The 17,046-nt window shown below is 67.8% G+C and carries 12 protein-coding genes; all 12 read right to left on the reverse strand.

Translation table 11 applies throughout. From position 1 onward, the window contains the following. Window positions 1–1,389, reverse strand: a 1,389-nt coding sequence (locus AC1DKV_RS11645) for a hypothetical protein (protein ID WP_477137608.1), incomplete at its 3' end; no start/stop codon positions are given. A 203-nt stretch (window positions 1,390–1,592) separates the two neighbouring features. Then, window positions 1,593–2,897: a glycosyltransferase WbuB gene (locus AC1DKV_RS11650; RefSeq protein WP_441614556.1), complete on the reverse strand. Its 1,305-nt coding sequence runs from the start codon at window positions 2,895–2,897 to the stop codon at window positions 1,593–1,595. A gap of 91 nt (window positions 2,898–2,988) precedes the next feature. Beyond that, window positions 2,989–4,164: a glycosyltransferase family 4 protein gene (locus AC1DKV_RS11655; RefSeq protein ID WP_441614558.1), complete on the reverse strand. Its 1,176-nt coding sequence runs from the start codon at window positions 4,162–4,164 to the stop codon at window positions 2,989–2,991. Window positions 4,165–4,183: 19 nt separating this feature from the next. Then, window positions 4,184–5,173 (reverse strand): GDP-L-fucose synthase family protein, encoded by a 990-nt coding sequence (locus AC1DKV_RS11660; protein WP_441614560.1) that lies wholly within the window; start codon window positions 5,171–5,173, stop codon window positions 4,184–4,186. Between the two features lie 53 nt (window positions 5,174–5,226). Further along, window positions 5,227–6,345: a GDP-mannose 4,6-dehydratase gene (gmd, locus tag AC1DKV_RS11665; protein ID WP_441614562.1), complete on the reverse strand. Its 1,119-nt coding sequence runs from the start codon at window positions 6,343–6,345 to the stop codon at window positions 5,227–5,229. An 84-nt stretch (window positions 6,346–6,429) separates the two neighbouring features. Beyond that, window positions 6,430–8,655 (reverse strand): polysaccharide biosynthesis tyrosine autokinase, encoded by a 2,226-nt coding sequence (locus tag AC1DKV_RS11670; protein WP_441614564.1) that lies wholly within the window; start codon window positions 8,653–8,655, stop codon window positions 6,430–6,432. Between the two features lie 56 nt (window positions 8,656–8,711). Next, complete coding sequence (locus tag AC1DKV_RS11675) at window positions 8,712–10,091, reverse strand: undecaprenyl-phosphate glucose phosphotransferase (RefSeq protein WP_441614566.1); 1,380 nt, start codon at window positions 10,089–10,091, stop codon at window positions 8,712–8,714. A gap of 226 nt (window positions 10,092–10,317) precedes the next feature. Continuing rightward, window positions 10,318–11,835, reverse strand: a complete 1,518-nt coding sequence (locus AC1DKV_RS11680) for a mannose-1-phosphate guanylyltransferase/mannose-6-phosphate isomerase (RefSeq protein ID WP_441614568.1) — start codon at window positions 11,833–11,835, stop codon at window positions 10,318–10,320. A 148-nt stretch (window positions 11,836–11,983) separates the two neighbouring features. Beyond that, window positions 11,984–12,991 (reverse strand): GlxA family transcriptional regulator, encoded by a 1,008-nt coding sequence (locus AC1DKV_RS11685; protein WP_441614570.1) that lies wholly within the window; start codon window positions 12,989–12,991, stop codon window positions 11,984–11,986. A 686-nt stretch (window positions 12,992–13,677) separates the two neighbouring features. Beyond that, window positions 13,678–14,367, reverse strand: a complete 690-nt coding sequence (locus tag AC1DKV_RS11690) for a PIG-L deacetylase family protein (RefSeq protein ID WP_441614572.1) — start codon at window positions 14,365–14,367, stop codon at window positions 13,678–13,680. 109 nt (window positions 14,368–14,476) lie between these two features. Then, window positions 14,477–15,553, reverse strand: coding sequence for a glycosyltransferase family 4 protein (locus tag AC1DKV_RS11695; RefSeq protein WP_441614749.1), 1,077 nt, complete (start codon window positions 15,551–15,553; stop codon window positions 14,477–14,479). Next, window positions 15,553–16,818: an oligosaccharide flippase family protein gene (locus tag AC1DKV_RS11700; protein ID WP_441614751.1), complete on the reverse strand. Its 1,266-nt coding sequence runs from the start codon at window positions 16,816–16,818 to the stop codon at window positions 15,553–15,555. The genes AC1DKV_RS11695 and AC1DKV_RS11700 overlap by 1 nt, the downstream gene beginning before the upstream one ends. Window positions 16,819–17,046: the final 228 nt, after the last annotated feature.

A 17,046-nucleotide genomic window follows, 5' to 3' on the forward strand; every position in this document is an offset into this window, starting at 1 on the left:
GGCCGTAGCCGGGGCCGGCAGCGGCAACGGCACCGGCCGCGGCAGCGGCGGGCGCACCGGCGGCACGGATGCCGCGCCGGCAGCCTCGGCCTCCCGGGCTTGCTGGCTGCGGGCCTGCGCGCGGCGCAGCCGCGCATGCGTGGCTACCAGCAGACCCAGCGCCACGCCGTACAGCAGGCCGGAAAAGCGCGGCCCGAGCGGATTGCCGCCGATCGACGTGGCTGGCAGCGCCGCCAGCACCAGCAGCGCGCGCCCGAGCACGGCCAGGTAAGGCGCGTCCGGCGCCACGCGTCGCCAGTGCCGGTAGGCGACGCTGCCGCAAAACAGCGCGTACAGCACCATGAGCGGCATGGCGATGCCGAACAGCAAGCCGCCCGCAAAGAACTGGTAGACCCAGAAATTGTGGCCGGCCGTCCATTCGTTGATGGCGTAGAACTCCTTCTCGGTCATCTGCCCGGTGAGTGCGGGCAGGTAGGCCGGCGAATAGCGGTAATGGTGTCCGTAGCCCTTGCCGAGCACCATCGAGGTCTTGGTCTGCGTGACCTGGTCGAACTGGTCCTTGAGCTCGGCAAGCCGGGTCGCGGTGGTGGGGTCCACGCCGGACTCGGTGGCCTTGGCCGCCGCGATGCGCTGGGCCCAGTGCGCCGCGACCGCGGGGAACAGCGCCGAGCCCACCAGCGCCGTGCCGCCCACCAGCGTCGTGGTGATGACCGCCGCCCGCAAGGCGGCGCGCAGCAGGTGCCGGATCGAAGGCGCGCTGAGCCAGGTCGCGAACAGGAACAACAACACCGTGCCGACCAGCAGGCTCCGGGTCACGCTCAGCAACTCGACCACCACGGTGACGATGAAGAGCAGCAGGTTGCTCTTGCTCACCCGCCGCGCAATCACGAACTCATGCAGCAGCACGCCCTGCAGTGCAAGAAAGGCCGGCGCGACGATGCGGAAGCGGACGTTCTCCAGCCCGCCGCCCACCGCCATGCCGTAGCCGAAGGTAAACAGCAGCGAAACCGCCATGCCCGTAAACATGGCCGTTTCGACCTGTTCCAGCCGGTCTTGCGGCCAGGGATGGCGCGCCGCCAGGTAGCCGATCAGGAACAGCAGGAACGGCAGCAGCACGCGCAGGTAATTGCCTGTCTCGTTGCCTTGCAGCAGATGGGGGACCAGACTGCCCGGCACCGTCAGCATCAGCGCCGCCATCACCAGCCGGCTCAGCCGGGTGCGCCCGGTGAAGCGCGGTGCGATCAGCGCCAGCGCGATGCCCCCGCCGAGCGCGGGCACCGCCAGCAGGATCTGCAGGATCCGGCTGCCCTGTCCATCGACGCTCTTGAAATCGAGCGCCAGCGGGAACAGCATCATCCAGATCCACAGCGGCGCGAAGCGGTTACGCATGGCGGCAATCCTCCCCTGCCCGCCGGAGGCCGGCGCGTGAGCGCGCCGGCGCCTCCGGGGCGCCGCCTGCCTGCACCGCTGCCTGTTGTCTGCCTGGCATCTCGCGCTTCCCTCCTCGGCTGCTCGTCCTGCTCGTCCTGCTCGTCCTGCTCGTCCCTTGCGACCCGCGCCCGCGCGCCAATTGCATTGCGCGGCGCCGCGGCCTATTCCGTTTTCCCGGGCTGCAGCGCATGCGCCGTCAGGTCCTCCGCGCCGCGCGCCTCTGCCGTCTGCGGCCGCTCCGGTCCGTCACCGCCCCAGGCGCGAAGCCTGGCGTCGAGACGGGACAGCACGGCATCGGACGACAGCGTGGCCTCGGCGTAGGCACGCGCCGCCGCGCCGAGCTCGGCGCGGCGCGCGGGATCCGAGGCCAGCGCCTTGATCGCGCCGGCCAGGGCGTCGATATCGTCCGGCGGCACCGCCACCCCGCGCGCGGACACGGTGGCAAACAGTTCGGTGCCGACATTGGCCATGGCAATGATCGCGCGGCCGCTGGCCAGCATGCCCGTGAGCTTGGACGGCATGACGAGGTCGGCAGCGTCGCCGCGCTGTGGCAGGACATGGATATCCGCCAGGTTGAGCAGCTCGTTGAAACGGTCGGCGGGCTGTAGCGGCAGGAAGCAGCAATTCTCCAGGCCCGCGCAGTAGGTCTCGAGCATGGCGCGGGCAGGGCCGTTGCCGCAGAAGACAAAGGTGATGCCCGCATTGCCGGCCAGCGCCGCCACGGCGCACACCAGCACTTCCAGGCCCTGCTTCTCGCCCATGTTGCCGGCGTACAGCACCACGATCTGCTCCGGCGCAATGCCGAGTTCCTCGCGGTAGGTGCTGGGCCGGTCAAGCGGGAAGACCGCGCCGGTATCCACCCAGTTCGGCAGGCGGAACACCCGCGCGGCGGGAACGCCCTTGCGCGTGGCATGCTCGGCCATCCTCTCCGAGATGGTGGACACCACGTCGAAGCGCCGCATCAGGAAGCGCTCGACGGACAGCGCGGCGCGCCGCAGCCAGGCACGCCTGAGCAGCCCCAGTTCGAAGGCAGCGTCCACTTCGTAGTCCTGCACATGCAGCCAGCTCCTGGCGCCGGTCATGCGCGCCAGCGCCAGCGAGGCGGGCACGCTCATCAGGCTCGGCGCGATGGCGATGACGGCATCGGGCCGCCACGGCACCTGCGCCAGCAACGCCGGCAGCGCGCACACCGCAAAGCTGGCGAGGTGCAACAGGCGCGTGACGCCGGTGGGGCGCCGCGGCACCCACAGCGGCGCGCGGTAGATGCGTACCCCGCCGCGCCATTCGCGGCTGAAGCGCCAGGCCGCATAGCCCTCGCCAACGCGCCAGGCGGGATAGTAGGGCGGTGCGCAGACCACGCGGACATCGTGACCCGCCGCCGCCAGCGCCTCCGCCATCTCGGCCGTGTACTTCCCGGTCCCGGTCAGCTCCGGCGCATAGTTCTGTCCGCAAACAAGGATTTTCACGGGACCCTCCCCTCGAACTTCCGCGAAATGACTCGGGCCGCGATGCCCTGCCCGTCAGCCAGGCATCGCGGCGTCTGTGTGGCGAATGGCTTCAGGTCTGCACCCCGGTGCGCTGGTGCATGTCAGGCGCACTGAGCATCGCGGCGCAGCCCCTGGCGATGTTCGATGCCGCATTGGCCGGGTCGAAGCGCCGGATCACGGCAAGGCAACGCTCCGCCGTGACCTGGGTGTCCGCGAACGCCTTCACCGCCCGCGCCATGCCGGTCTGCAGCGCGGCGGCGTCGCGCACCGGCACCGCAAAGCCGGTCTCGCCCTCCAGCACCAGCTCGGGCACGCACCCGCAGATATCGCTGGCGACCGTCGGGCAGCCGTGGCTCAGTGCCTCGTTGACCACCAGCCCCCACGGCTCGCTATGGCTCGGCAGCACCATGCAGACCGCCCGGTAATACTCCTGCGACAGCCCCTCGTCCTGCAGGCTGCCGACCTGGCACACCGCATCCTCGATTCCCAGGCTGGCCGCCATCTGGCTCAAGGTGCCGGCCAGCGGGCCGGTGCCGACGATGCGCAGCGTGGCCGCGGGGATCTGCTTGCGCAGCCCGGCAAACGCGCTCAGCAAGGTATCGAGGCCCTTTTCCTCGGACAGGCGGCCCACGTAGAGAAACACCGGCTTGCCATCGGCCCGGTGGCGCAGGCGTTCGCGCACCACCTGCTCTGGCCGGTACGTGGCCGGCATCGCCGCGGCCTGGCATGGCGTGAAGATCAGCTCGGGCTTGGCGCCGAGCGACATCAGGTATTCACGGCTGCGCTCGCCGAAGCCGAAATAGCCGTGGCACAACGAGAAGAACAGCCGCTTGGGGATCGAGGTCAGCATGCGCCGGGGCCGGTCGCGCCCGGTGGAATCGCAGAACACCGCGCGCCGCTTGCCGGTGACGATGCAAGCCAGCAGCATGGCCCAGTACTCCGGCCGGTGATAGCCCGGCAGCACCACCAGCTCGCTCTTGGCCTTGAACACTTCCCAGGTCAGGCGCGCTGTCATCTTCCAGCGCGGCACGTCCTCGTAGCAGCCGGTGTACAGCTGGTGCATCGGGTATTTGTGGAAGGAGTAGTCCACATCGGAAAAGCCCACCCGGTAGTGCTCGGTCTCGGCGATCTGCACCATGGTGTACCGGATCGGGCTGGCCGCCGACTGGCTGTACAACGCCGAGAACACGGCGCCCTTGTGACGTGACCAGACGATGTTATGGAATATGGTGACTGAACCTGCCATGATTCGCTCCTGTATCTCGTCACTCGATGACGGCGCTTGCCTGTGCGTCGGCCTCGGCCGGCGCCCCCCCGGGCAAGGCACCATCCCTGCGACTCGCGTACTCCTGGTAGACGGATTCGATACCCTCGTCGAGGCTGATCGCGGGCTGCCAGCCGAGCCGCGCCAGCCTGGAAATGTCCAGCCGCTTGCTTGGCGTGCCGTCCGGCTTGGAGGTGTCGAACGACAGCGTGCCCGCGAACCCGGCGACACGGCAGATGCGCTCGGCCAGCTCGCGGATCGGCAGGTCCGTGCCGGTGCCGACGTTGAACACGCCTTCGGCCACGTCGTGCTCGAGCATGAACAGCGTGGCCGCGGCGAGGTCGTCCACGTGCAGGAACTCGCGCCGCGGCGTGCCGGTGCCCCAGATCTGCAAGGTCGATGCGCCCTCCCGCACCGCCGTGTAGGCCTTGCTGATCAGCGCGGGCAGCACGTGGCTGGTGGACAGGTCGTAGTTGTCGTTCGGGCCGTACAGGTTGGTCGGCATCAGGCTGAAATAGCGCGCGCCGTACTGGCGGTTGTATGCCTCGCACAGCTTCAGCCCGGCGATCTTGGCGATCGCGTAGGCCTCGTTGGTGCGCTCCAGCGGACCGGCCAGCAGGTACTCCTCGCGGATGGGCTGCTGGCATTCGCGCGGATAGATGCACGAGGAGCCGAAGAACACCAGCCTCCCCACGCCGGCCTGGTACGCGGCGTGGATCACATTGGTCTCGATGACCAGGTTCTCATAGAGAAAATTGACCGGGCGCAGGGCATTGGCAAGGATCCCGCCGACGCGCGCGGCGGCCAGCAGCACGACGTCGATGCCCTCGTCGGCGAAGAAGCGGTGCACGGCACCCTGGTCGGTCAGATCCAGTTCGGCGCGGTCACGCGTGACCAGGTTGCTGTATCCCTCGGCGCGCAGGCGCCGCAGCAGCGCCGAGCCCACCATGCCGTTGTGCCCGGCGATATAGATAACGGAGTCTTTTTCCATGGCTCTTGCTGTTGGAGTCGCTCGTGGAGTCGTTTGTGGATGACGGGGTGGCGTTACTCGTGATGCTCGAGCGCCTGGAAGCCGGCCAGTGTCACCAGCGCGTCGCGCCGGGCAATCTGGAAGTCGGCCCGCACCATTTCCTTGACCAGCTTGGCGAACGATGTCGTGGGCTTCCAGCCGAGCTTCTCATGGGCCTTGGACGGGTCTCCCAGCAGCGTCTCCACCTCTGTGGGGCGGAAATACTTCGGGTCCACGCGCAGGATCACCTTGCCCGGCGCGAGACGGGTTTCCTTGCCTTGCACCCGCTCCACCACGCCAACCTCGTCCACGCCCGTGCCTTCGAAGCGCACCGTCACCCCCAGCTCCGCCGCGGCGCACTGGACGAAATCGCGCACGCTGTACTGCTCGCCGGTGGCGATGACGAAATCCTCCGGATGCTCCTGCTGCAGCATCAGCCACTGCATCTCCACGTAGTCCCGCGCATGGCCCCAGTCGCGCAGCGCGGAGAGGTTGCCAAGGTAGAACTCGTCCTGCAGCCCCACCGCGATGCGCGAGATCGCGCGCGTGATCTTGCGCGTGACGAAGGTCTCGCCGCGCACCGGGCTCTCGTGGTTGAAGAGGATGCCGTTGCAGGCATACATGCCATAGGCCTCGCGGTAATTGACCGTGATCCAGTAGGCGTAGAGCTTGGCCACCGCGTACGGGCTGCGCGGATAGAACGGCGTGGTTTCCTTCTGCGGCACTTCCTGCACCAGCCCGTACAGCTCCGAGGTCGAGGCCTGGTAGAAGCGCGTCTTCTTCTCCAGCCCGAGGATGCGGATGGCTTCGAGCAGCCGCAGCGTGCCGAGCCCGTCGGCGTTGGCCGTGTACTCGGGCTCCTCGAAGGACACCGCCACGTGGCTCTGCGCCGCCAGGTTGTAGATCTCGTCGGGCAACACCTGCTGGATGACGCGCAGCATGCTGCTCGCGTCGGTCAGGTCGCCGTGATGCAGGAAGAAGTGCCGGTCGGGATCGTGCGGCTCGCGATAGAGATGATCGATGCGGTCCGTGTTGAACAGGGAGGTGCGCCGCTTGACGCCGTGCACCTCGTACCCCTTTTCCAGCAGCAGCTGCGCAAGATAAGAGCCATCCTGCCCGGTAATGCCTGTGATCAGAGCAACCTTGTGCGTCATCGTCATTCTCCCGCCGTGCGTTGGTGTTGGTGTTGGTATTGGTGATCTGCATCGCGGACCGGGCCGCGCCCGGTGGCGGGCGCGCTACTTCGCGCTGCCCTGGTAACCGTAGTAATCGGTGTAGCCCGTGCGCAGCTGCAAGGGCGGCTTGGGCACGTCGGTGAGCAGCACGCCCTGCAGCGTGACGCTGCCGTTGTTGAGCCGCCGCGCGGTCTCGGCCACTTCGTTGGCCGAATGGCGGCCATGCCGCACCACCAGCAGCGTGGTGCCGGCATGCCGGCCCAGCAGCGCCGCATCGGTCACCGCGAGCACCGGCGGCGTGTCGATGACGACCATGTCATAGCGCTGCTTGAAGTGGTCGAGCAGGGAGTCCAGGCGCTCGCTCATCAGGAGCTCGGCGGGATCGGCGGGCAGCGTGCCGCGCGGCAGCACATCCAGGCCGGGCAGCACGTCGTGCACCACCACGGAATCGATATCCGTGCCCATCAGCGCATCGGACAGGCCCGGCACCTGCGCCAGCCCGAAATGCGCGTGGACCTCGCCGCGGCGCATGTCGCCGTCGATCAGGAGCACGCGCTTGCGCCCCGATGCCACCAGCGCGGCCAGGTTGACCGACATGAACGACTTGCCGGCATCCTGGCTCGACCCGGTCAGCATCACCACGTTGTTGCTGGCGGTGGCCAGCGCACCCCGCAAGGCCGTGCGCAGGCTGCGCACGCCCTCCACGGCGATGTCGTCGGGCGCGCGCGCCGCCAGTACGCCCTGGCGGTTGCGGCCAGAGTGGATTTCACGCTGCAGCCGCAGCTGGGTGCGGCTGCGCGGGATCACCGCGCAAACCGGCACGCCCAGCATCCGCTCCAGCTCCTGCGGATGCTCCACCCCGCCATACAGCCCCTTGCGCAGGAAGGCCAGCAACGCGCCCAGCACCAGGCCGACGCCGCCGCTGATCAGGATCAGCACGACGCGCTGCGGGCGCACGGGGTCGTCCGCCGGCTCGGCGAAGTCCACCACGCGCACGTTGCCGACTTGCCCCGCCTTGACCACGCGCAACTGCTGGGCATTGTTGAGCAGGTTGGTGTACAGCTCCGTGTTGACGCGTACATCGCGCTCCAGGCGCAAAGCGGCCTGTTCGGTATCTGGCAGCACCGACACCTTGCGGCGCAGCGCGCCCTGCTGCGAGGTCAGCGTGGCGATCTGCGCGGTCAGCGCCTGCACGGCGGGGTTCTGGTCGGTGTAGAGCGTGCGCACCTCGGACAGCCGCGTCTGCAGCTTGTCCAGGCTGGCCTTGTTGTCCACGATCTGCTGCAGCAGCAGGCGGCTCTCTTCCCCGAGATTGACGGTGCCCTGGCGGTTGCGGAAGGCGTTGTAGCGCTCCTCGGCCTGATCGAGCTGCTTGCGCAGGGCCGGCAGCTGCTGGTCGAGGAAGGCCAGGGTGTGCTCGGCCTCGGCCGAGCGGCGCCCGATGTCCTGCTGCACGAACTGGCGCGCGATGGTGTTGATGATATCGGCGGTGAGCTTGCTGTCCGGGCCTTCGAGGCTCGCACGGATGATGCCCGACTGCAGCGTCAGTTCGCCGACCGAGAGCGCGCGCTGGATGCGCTCCACGGTGCCGACGGTGGATGAGCGCACCAGCACGAACTGCGAGCCCTTGCGCCCCACCAGCTGGTCGATGCGCACGCTCACCGGACCCAGCGGCGTGGTGCCGGTGGTCTCTTCGCCGACGCGGCCCTGCAGCACGGGGTTGCCATCGGGGTCGCGCAGGCTATAGCTGCGATCGCCCTCGACCACCAGCACGAATGGCTTGCCGTATGACTTCTGCGGCGTCTCGAACGAGGACATCGTGATCGACTCCGGGCCCCACGCGTAGTCGGACAGGCCCAGCAGCGTCGTCGGCGCCGCCAAGCTCCCGTTGAGCGATGCCAGCCAGCGCCCGATCACGGGAAAGTAGCGCGGCCCGGCGGCGATATCCAGGTGCAGCTTGCGTACGGCTTCTTCCACCACCAGCCGCGAGCGGATCAGCTCGGTCTCGGCCGCCGCGGAGGACTTGGAATCGAAGATCGAGGACAGCGTCTGCAGCGAATTGTTCTGGTTCTGGTTCTGGTTGCCCTTGCTGTCTTCCACCTGGATCATCGCGTCGGCACGGTAGACCGGGCTTTGCAGGAACGCGAAGCAGGTGCCCACCGCCAGCGCCAGCAGCGTGACGGCGGTGATCATGCGCCAGTTCTCAAGCAGCGTGACGAGGTAGTCGGAAAGGCGAAGCTCCGACCCGCCGGAGACATCTGTGTACTGGGTGTCGAACTTCGCAGCCATAGCTTTGACTCCCTGTGACCATTGCTTGTCCGCCTGCGGCGCAGCGCAGGCGTTCTTCAATATGCGTTGCGATGAATCAGCCCCTTGACCACGGTGGCCGCGATGATGCGCATGTCCAGCGCGAACGACCAGTTGCCCAGGTAGTACAGGTCGCAGGCAATGCGGCCTTCCATTTTTTCGATGCGGTCGGTCTCGCCGCGAAAGCCGTTGACCTGGGCCCAGCCGGTGATGCCGGGCTTCACGCGATAGCGGTGGATGTATCCGCTCACCAGCTTCTGGTACTGGTCGTCATGCTCGATGGCATGGGGGCGCGGGCCCACCACCGACATGTCCCCGCGCAACACGTTGAAGAACTGCGGCAGCTCGTCCAGGCTGGTACGGCGCAGGAAGGCCCCCACGCGCGTGACGCGCGGATCGTTGCGGGTGGCCTGCGTGACCACGCCCGCCGCCTCCGCATGCGCGCGCATCGAGCGGAACTTGTAGATGGTGAAGATGCGGCCATCGGCGCTCTTGCGCTTCTGCCTGAACAGCACCGGCCCGTGCGAGGACAGCTTGACGGCGATGGCGATGGCCACCAGCAGCGGCGACAAGCCGATCAGCGCGGCGGCGGCGAACAGGCGGTCGAACACATCCTTCTGCCGCAGCGCGCTGGGGGACAGCGGCGACGCCACCAGGTTGATGGCGGGCATGCCGATCAGCTCGACGGTGCCGCTGTCGAACAGGGCCAGGCTGCGCAGGTCCGGCATGAAGCGGACATTGACCAGCTCCTCGCGGAACTCCGCCACGAACTCCAGGATGGTGCGCTCTTCCGACAGCGGCAGCGCCAGCCAGACTTCGTGGATGTCCTGCGAGCGGATGTAGCGGTGGAAGGCCACCCGATCCTCGAAGGTGGGCACCTTCACGTTGAGGCTGCCCACGGAGGGCGCCACGTTGAACGCCGCGACCACGCGAAAACCCGAGGCCGGCGCCCCTGCGCTGCGCCGGATGACAGCGCTGCAGTGCGCGCCGCACCCCACCACGGCGACCTTGTGCAGGTTCATGCCGGCGCTGCGCACCTGGCCGAGCACGCTGTGCGTGAGCAGGCGCGAGAGGATGAGCAGCGCGCCAGTGGAAGCGGTCCAGTAGGCAAACCACAGCCGCGAGACGATGGAGGCGTGGTGCAGGGAGAACAGCACCATGATGCCGCACAGCTGCACCAGCAGCCACGCCAGCGCCAGGTGCCCCGCCAGCCCGATCTTGGAGCGGCCGCGCCAGGAATCGTAGATGCCGAAGGCGGGAAACAATGCCAGCGTGAAGGCCACCGACAGCGCGAGGAAGACATCGTAGAAGGTGCGCTGCGCCATCTCGTCGAAGCGGATGTGCGAGGCGATGGCCGCTCCCGCGAACACCAGCGCGACATCCAGCATGCGTGCCAGCAAGCCTTCGATCTTCAGCATGTTCCCCTCTCCCGGTGCCTTCCTGCCTTGCCCGAAACTACCCCCGCCCCGCGCCGTGCCGCCGTCTCAGTTGCATCTGTTGCCCGTGTTTCCGTGTTTCTTCCCGCCTGGCCCGCTTGTCCCTTTTCCCTCTTTTCCCTCTTTTCCCGCTCTTCCCTTCCTCGCTGTTCGCCCCGCACTGGCCGCTCGCACCGGCCTTGCGGCGCCCGCCGTCCGGGCGGGACCGTCAGGCGCAGCGCCCGTAGGTGTCGTCGACACGCACGATGTCGTCTTCGCCGAGATAGCCGCCCGACTGCACCTCGATGATTTCCAGCGGCAGCTTCCCGGGGTTCTCCAGGCGGTGAAGCACGCCCAGCGGAATGAAGGTGGACTGGTTCTCGCTGAGCAGGAACTTCTCATCTCCGCGCACCACCAGCGCGGTGCCGCTGACCACCACCCAGTGCTCCGCGCGGTGGTGATGCAACTGCAGCGACAAGCGCGCACCCGGCTGCACCACGATGCGCTTGACCTGGAAGCGGTCGCCGTGCTCGATCGAGTCGTAGAAGCCCCAGGGGCGCCGCACCTTGCGGTGGGCATCGGCCTCCGGCGCGTGCAGGATCTTCATGCGCGCAACCACGTCCTTGACGTCCTGCACGTGCGAGCGGTCCACCACGAGCACCGCATCGGCGGTCTCGACCACCACGATATTGCTGGTGCCCACGCAGGCCACCAGCCGGCCGTCGGAGTGCACATAGCTGGAGTGCGCCCCCTCGAACACCACGCGGCCGCGCGCGGCATTGCCGGACGTATCCTTGTCCATGGCGTCCCACACCGCGTCCCATGAGCCCAGATCGGACCACCCGGCCTCCAGGGGCACCACCACGCCATGGCAGGGCGCCTCGGCGCTGTCGAGCCGCTCCATCACGGCATAGTCGATCGAGTCCGACGGGCTCAGCAGGAACTGCCTGGCGCAGGGCCGGAAGAACTGGCCGTCCTGCTCGCCTTCCGCGGCGGCGGCGACGCACATCTCGTGGATGGCCGGATGCAGGACCTCGATGGCTTTCAGCCAGACCGTTGCGCGCACCACGAAGATGCCGCTGTTCCACCAGTAGTTGCCGCTGGCCACGTATTGCGTGGCCAGTTCCACCGCGGGCTTTTCGACGAAGCGCTCCATGCGGCGCACCCCGTCCTGCAACGGCTCGCCGAGCTTGATATAGCCGTAGCCGGTATCCGGGCGCGTGGGCGGCACGCCCAGCGTGACGATGGCGCCCTGCTCCGCGTGGACGGCGGCGAGCGCCAGCGTGCGATGGAATGCGCCGGTATCGGGGATGGCGTGATCCGCCGGCATCACCACCAGGATCGCGTCTTCGCCGCCGGCATAGGCCAGCGCCGCGGCCAGGGTCAGCGCGGGCGCGGTATTGCGCCGCACCGGCTCCACCACCAGCCGGCCTTCCATGCCGCTGGCCTGCAATTGCTCCGCGGTGACAAAACGGTGCTCGTCGCCGCAGACGATGATGGCGGTGGATTCCACCGGATGCCTGCCCGTGAAGCCTTGCATGCGGCGCACGGTGGCCTGCAGCAGCGAATCCGGGCCGACCAGGTCGATCAGCTGCTTGGGAAAGTGCTCCCGCGACAACGGCCACAGCCGGGTACCGGCGCCACCCGCCAGCACGACCGGGGTGATGCGCAAGCGCGCGGCAGTATCCGGCACCTGCGCTTGCGCCGACAAGTGCGCGGCATCGCCTTCCACGAGCGTATTCGACATATCCCGGTCCTCCTTCAAGTGGAGCCGTGCTCCCGTTGCGCCTGGCTGTGCGCCGCCGTGCGTGGCGGCCGCCAGCCGATGCAGCAGCGCGCACACGCAGCGATGGCGCCTGCGCTGTGCCCTGTGCTGCTGCCAGGTTCCCCGCATCTCATTGCTCCGCTTCCGCGGCACCGGACTTGCTGCGCTGGCGGTACTCGGTGGGCGAGATCGACATGCGCTTGCGGAAGATCTTTGCCAGCCTGTCGCCATTGCCCATGCCGCAGCGCCTTGCCACCTTGTCGACCGGCAACTCGGTCTCGGCGAGGAAGCTGCAGGCGGTGTCGAGCCGTGCGTGCAGGAGGTAGTCAGAAGGCGTCACGCCCATTTCGAGCTTGAAGCGTCGCAGGAAATTGCGTTCGCTCATGGTCGCCACCTGGGCCGCGTCGGACACGGAGATCTGCTGCTCGCAGTGCTCGTGGAGCCATCGTGCGGCGCTGCGGATCTTGTCGCCCACGCTGGTGGTGCCGGTGTCGGCAAGCCGTGGCATCAGGCGGGCGGTCCACGCCGGCATCACGCGGCTGCCCACCGCGCGCGCCACGTCCAGGCCCAGGTCGCGCTTGATCAGCGTCAGCGCGCTGCGCACCAGTTCGTACTGCTCGCCGGACTCGTCGGCGCTGTGCAGGCCATAGATCACGTTGCTGTGCTCGCCACCCTGCGACTTGAGGATGCCAGCCGCGGCCAGCACCGCGCGCCCTTCGGCGATCGGCCTGACGGTTGCCGTCCTGGGCGACACCACGCGCAACCAGCGCAGCAGCCGCTCGTCGGCGGCGGCGTTGCGCGCACCCGCGCCGCCGGCGATGAAGAGGACGTCGAAGCCGGAGAACTCACGCGGATCGAGCCCGTCCGTCCACACCCGCATGGCGGCGGAGCAGGCGACACTCCCGCCATCGACGGAAAGCAGCTGGACGTCGTAGGCAGACTCTTTTCCGGAAGCAGCGGCCGAGCATTCATTGGCGGTCTGGAACAGTTCCGCCACCAGCCCGGCCCCCAATAAGGAGAATCCGTCGAACAGGAGAATGCCAACGCGACGCACGGCGCACTTGGAACGGTTTATGGAAGTGCTAAGCGAGGAACTGAGCCAACTAACCGTCGCCGGTTCGAGTTGCGCATAGGGCATGATTCTCCCCCCAAAGAATTGATGAACCGTTTCCGCGAGAATATTTAATTGGTGTTGCGTTGCATCGTAGCCATCCCGAAACCCTAGGAATATGACGGTGTCGGAAAGTAGCGAGATGTTGGCGGAAGGCATCCGTCTATCAGAAAAATCCCTGAAAAATCGGATGCGCCTCCCACTACACCAGCAAGAATCTGGCCCGCATAACCGCTGTAATACGGCGCCGGATGAGGTTCTTGCACTGTAGGCACCATGTTGCTAAGCAGCAAATTTCGCAGAAAAAACAATGCGTGCCAGCGAACATAAGGTCCTATTAAAGTGCATGGACGGCAATAGTCATAACATTAACTTTTGCTTACAATTAATTTCGCACGGACGGAAATGCCATTTTGTAGTTTTTTACAAATAATAAAATTAAGAAAAAATAATTAATATGTCGCATCCGATCCCGATTGAGCCACATGCGCAGTTCGCGAGATTCTTCTATTGTTACGGCGCCTTTCATCCGGCGCGGCGGTGAAAATGGCGCATGCGCCGCGTGCGAGCGCCGGCGCGCGCAAGCGGCGGCGCGCACGGGTTCGCGCGGCGGCAGCGTGAGAATGGAACTCAGGAGAACGACGGACGAGGCACGGGCAGGCCCTCCGGCGCGGCCGGAACGACCTGCCCTGCGGGCAGCCCGCCGGGGCCGGTCAGGCGCCCCAGCGCATGCGCAGGACGTGCAATACCTCGGCCAGTGGGAAGCCGGACTCGGCGCCGCGCCACTGCGCCAGCGCGGTGACGCCTTCCACCCCGACCAGATGGCCGGCCCCTTCGTGGATCTGCGAGACGTGCTGGCGCAGCGCATCGATCTTGCGCTGCCATGTCGTGCTCACATCGATATAGAGGGTGCCGCCAGCCACGCTCACGATGCCGCCGCCACCCCAGCAAGTCGCCGGATACTCATAGGCGGCCACTAGGCCAGGCGCATGCTTGGCGCGGCTCGGGCGCGTAGCCGCGAGGCCGACTTCCCAGCAGTAGCGATGGTCCTGGTGCGAGGAGGCCAGCGGGATCAACACCTCGTCGGGTTCGAAGCGGTTCTGCAACATGTCGAGGCGGTGGATCATCTGCGCGCGCGGCACGGCGTCGAGCGCGCCATCGAAGCCGGTGGTCAGGATCTCGGTTGCCTGCACGCCCAGCACCTTCATCGACTCCAGGAACTCCCCGAGCCGCTCGCGCTCGCTCACTTCGCGCCCGAGGTTCAGCGAACGGCTGGTGCCGGCCGTCGCCAGGGCCACCAGGACTTCGCCGCCGGCGTCGACGACCCGCGCCAGGTACCCGCCGACGCCCAGTTCGGCGTCATCAGCATGCGGGCTCAATACAAGTACGCGCTTGCGTTCCATGTCTCCTCCTTTTTTCCCCTCGCCCTCTTGCCTGGTATCAAGGCGCCATCACGCTCACACTTCCGCCACGCCTCCATCACACCTGCGCCCCGCCTCTGCCACCTCTGCGTCACGCCGAACTCAGCAGCCTGCGCGCCAGGAGGCGGTACTGGCCGGCGGTATCGTTGAGCGTCAGCCCGTCGAGCGGGCGCGCCACGCGCGGCTGCGCCAGCGCGCGCGTCAGCGCCGCTCCATACGCGGCGGCATCGCCGGTATCGAGCAACTGCACGCCGGGGTAGTCCCGTGCGAAGGCAAAGGCGGGAATGGCGCTGGCGACCACCGGCACGCCCGTGGCCAGCGCCTCCAGGAATGCGATGCTGTGCGCCTCCGAGGCCGACGGCATGGCGAACACGCTCGCCGCCGCCAGCAGCTCCGGCACGTTGTTCTGCGGCCCGTTGACCCAGACCCTGTCGACCAGCCCCAGGCTGGACACCAGCGCGCAGACCTCGGCGTAGTAAGCCGGGTCCTCGATCACGCCATACATTTCCAGCCGCGCGCCGGGCACGCTCTGCAGCGCTTCGCGGAACGCAAGCACGGTCTGCAGCTGGTTCTTGATCGCCGCGTAGCGCCCAACCTGCACCACCAGCGGCGCGCGCGCGTCGCCGGGCGCCTCGCGCGTAGCCGCGGGGTGGATGAAGAAACGGCTGGTGTCCACGCCGTTGGGAATCACCGCCATCAGCGGATGCTCGCCCACCGCGCCGATGTAGTCGCGCAGGTTCCCTTGCGAGACGCCGATCACCGCGCGGGCGCGCGTGGAGAGCAGGCGTTCGACGCAGCGGAACAGCTTGCTCTCGAAATCGTTGGCGGCCGAGTGCATCACGTAGACCACCGGCACCCGCGACGGCAGCGCGCGCGCATAGAAAGCCGGAATGGTGGCGTGGGCAAAGATGATGTCGGGCTGGTATGCGCGCAGCGCGCCGCGCAGGTGCCACAGGCGCCCGGGCAGGCGGCGCGGCTGGTCGGGAAACATGCAGCGCACGCCGGCGGCGTCGAGCTGGGCGCGCAGCGGCAGGAAATCGTCCTGCTGCGGCATCAGCGCCGACACGCACACGGTATCGCCATAGGCTTGCTGGTGGATGGCCAGATCCTTGGCCAGCATCTCCGCGCCCGACAGGCGCGGCGTCAACACCAGATGGAGAATCCGCATCATGCCCTCCTCGTTGTCCGTAGCCGGCGTATCTGGTAGAGCATCCAGCCGGCCGCGCACGACAGGCCCAGCGTCATGGCCCAGGCAATGCCGATCGCGCCCCGGTAGTGCGTGGCGAAGGGCACCGTGGCGAGCAGCACGCCGATCTGGATCACCGAGGCCTGCGTGGCCGCCTTGGGCAGGCCCACCGCCCGCAGGTACGCCACCAGCACGGCGATCAGCGCGCCGATCGCCATATAGATGGTGAAGATGCGGAACAGCGGCACGGCGCCGAGCCACGCCGGCCCCAGGATCAGCATGAAGAGCGGCTCCGCCACCAGCCGCAGCACCACCACCACGCAGGCCAGCCCCAGGCCGCCGATCAGCACGAAGCGCCGCAGCAGCGTGGCGTCGGAGCCGTCCTGCTTGCGGAAGCGCGCGGCGAAGGTGGGGAACAGGTACTGCGACATGGCGATCCCGGCGTCGGCCAGCAGCATCTGCGCGAACTTGGACGACATCTGGTACACGCCGAGCTGGGCCGGCCCGAGCAGCTTGCCCACGATGACCTTGTCGAACTGGTTGAGCAGCAGGTTGACCACACTGCCCGCCCAGATCCAGCGGCTGAATCCCATGTAGTGGCCGATGCCCGACCAGCGCGGGCGCAGCGGCGGGCGGGGCTTCATGGTCAGCCAGGTCAGCGCGCTCTTGAGCGATTCGCCGGCCAGCAGGCCGATCAGGATGGCGCTGGCACCGGCGCCGGCCAGCGCGCAGGCCAGGCCGACCACGCAGTCGGTGGCGGCGGCGGCCACCTCGACCCCGGCGATCTGCTGGAAGCCGCGCTCGCGCGTGACCACGAAATAGGCCGGCGAGGCCAGCCCGCGCAGCAGCGGCAGCGCGGCGGCCATCAGCAGCGGCAGCAGGCCGCCCTCCAGGTGGAACTGCGTCTGCAGCACCGGCGCCAGCGCCGCCAGCAGCAACGCCACCAGCGCACCGCGGCAGGTCAGCACGGTCCACAGCGCGCCGAGCTGGTCGGTCGTGGGCGGCTGCTGGCCCTGCACCACGGCCTGTGGCAGGCCCGTGTCGCTGAGGGCCTCGGCAATGGCCACGGCCAGCAGCGCCACCGCGGCGATGCCGACGGCCGACGGCCCGAGGATGCGCCCCACCATGAGGAACTTCACGGCGACCAGCCCGCGCACCAGCACCTGCTGCGCCAGCACCCACGCAGCCGAACTCGCATCCAGGCTACCCGGTGGCAGGAATGCGACACCTTTCAGGGATCTGGCCATATTGCTCTGTTGTCCCGTGGCGACAGCGGTGGCGGCGACGACGCGCACAAAGATGGTCACGCGCCGCGCCGGTGGCTATTGCGAGCCATGCGACCCAATCTACCGTAGCCGTGCAGGCGGGAATCGCCATGGCATAGCGTTAATCCGTCACCAAGGCGATGACCATGTGGACAAGCGCGCCGGCGCGAGCTTGCGTCCCGGCCGCGCCGGCCCAGTCCTTTTCCGCCA

This window comes from Cupriavidus sp. 05T41 (assembly GCF_056396525.1).

Excerpts from the sequence above, each read along its gene's own strand:
- AC1DKV_RS11655 (WP_441614558.1), bottom strand. The coding sequence starts at position 4,164 with ATGGCAGGTTCAGTCACCATATTCCATAACATCGTCTGGTCACGTCAC.
- AC1DKV_RS11660 (WP_441614560.1), bottom strand. The coding sequence starts at position 5,173 with ATGGAAAAAGACTCCGTTATCTATATCGCCGGGCACAACGGCATGGTG.
- gmd (WP_441614562.1), bottom strand. The coding sequence starts at position 6,345 with ATGACGCACAAGGTTGCTCTGATCACAGGCATTACCGGGCAGGATGGC.
- AC1DKV_RS11670 (WP_441614564.1), bottom strand. The coding sequence starts at position 8,655 with ATGGCTGCGAAGTTCGACACCCAGTACACAGATGTCTCCGGCGGGTCG.
- AC1DKV_RS11675 (WP_441614566.1), bottom strand. The coding sequence starts at position 10,091 with ATGCTGAAGATCGAAGGCTTGCTGGCACGCATGCTGGATGTCGCGCTG.
- AC1DKV_RS11680 (WP_441614568.1), bottom strand. The coding sequence starts at position 11,835 with ATGTCGAATACGCTCGTGGAAGGCGATGCCGCGCACTTGTCGGCGCAA.
- AC1DKV_RS11685 (WP_441614570.1), bottom strand. The coding sequence starts at position 12,991 with ATGCCCTATGCGCAACTCGAACCGGCGACGGTTAGTTGGCTCAGTTCC.
- AC1DKV_RS11690 (WP_441614572.1), bottom strand. The coding sequence starts at position 14,367 with ATGGAACGCAAGCGCGTACTTGTATTGAGCCCGCATGCTGATGACGCC.
- AC1DKV_RS11695 (WP_441614749.1), bottom strand. The coding sequence starts at position 15,553 with ATGCGGATTCTCCATCTGGTGTTGACGCCGCGCCTGTCGGGCGCGGAG.
- AC1DKV_RS11700 (WP_441614751.1), bottom strand. The coding sequence starts at position 16,818 with ATGGCCAGATCCCTGAAAGGTGTCGCATTCCTGCCACCGGGTAGCCTG.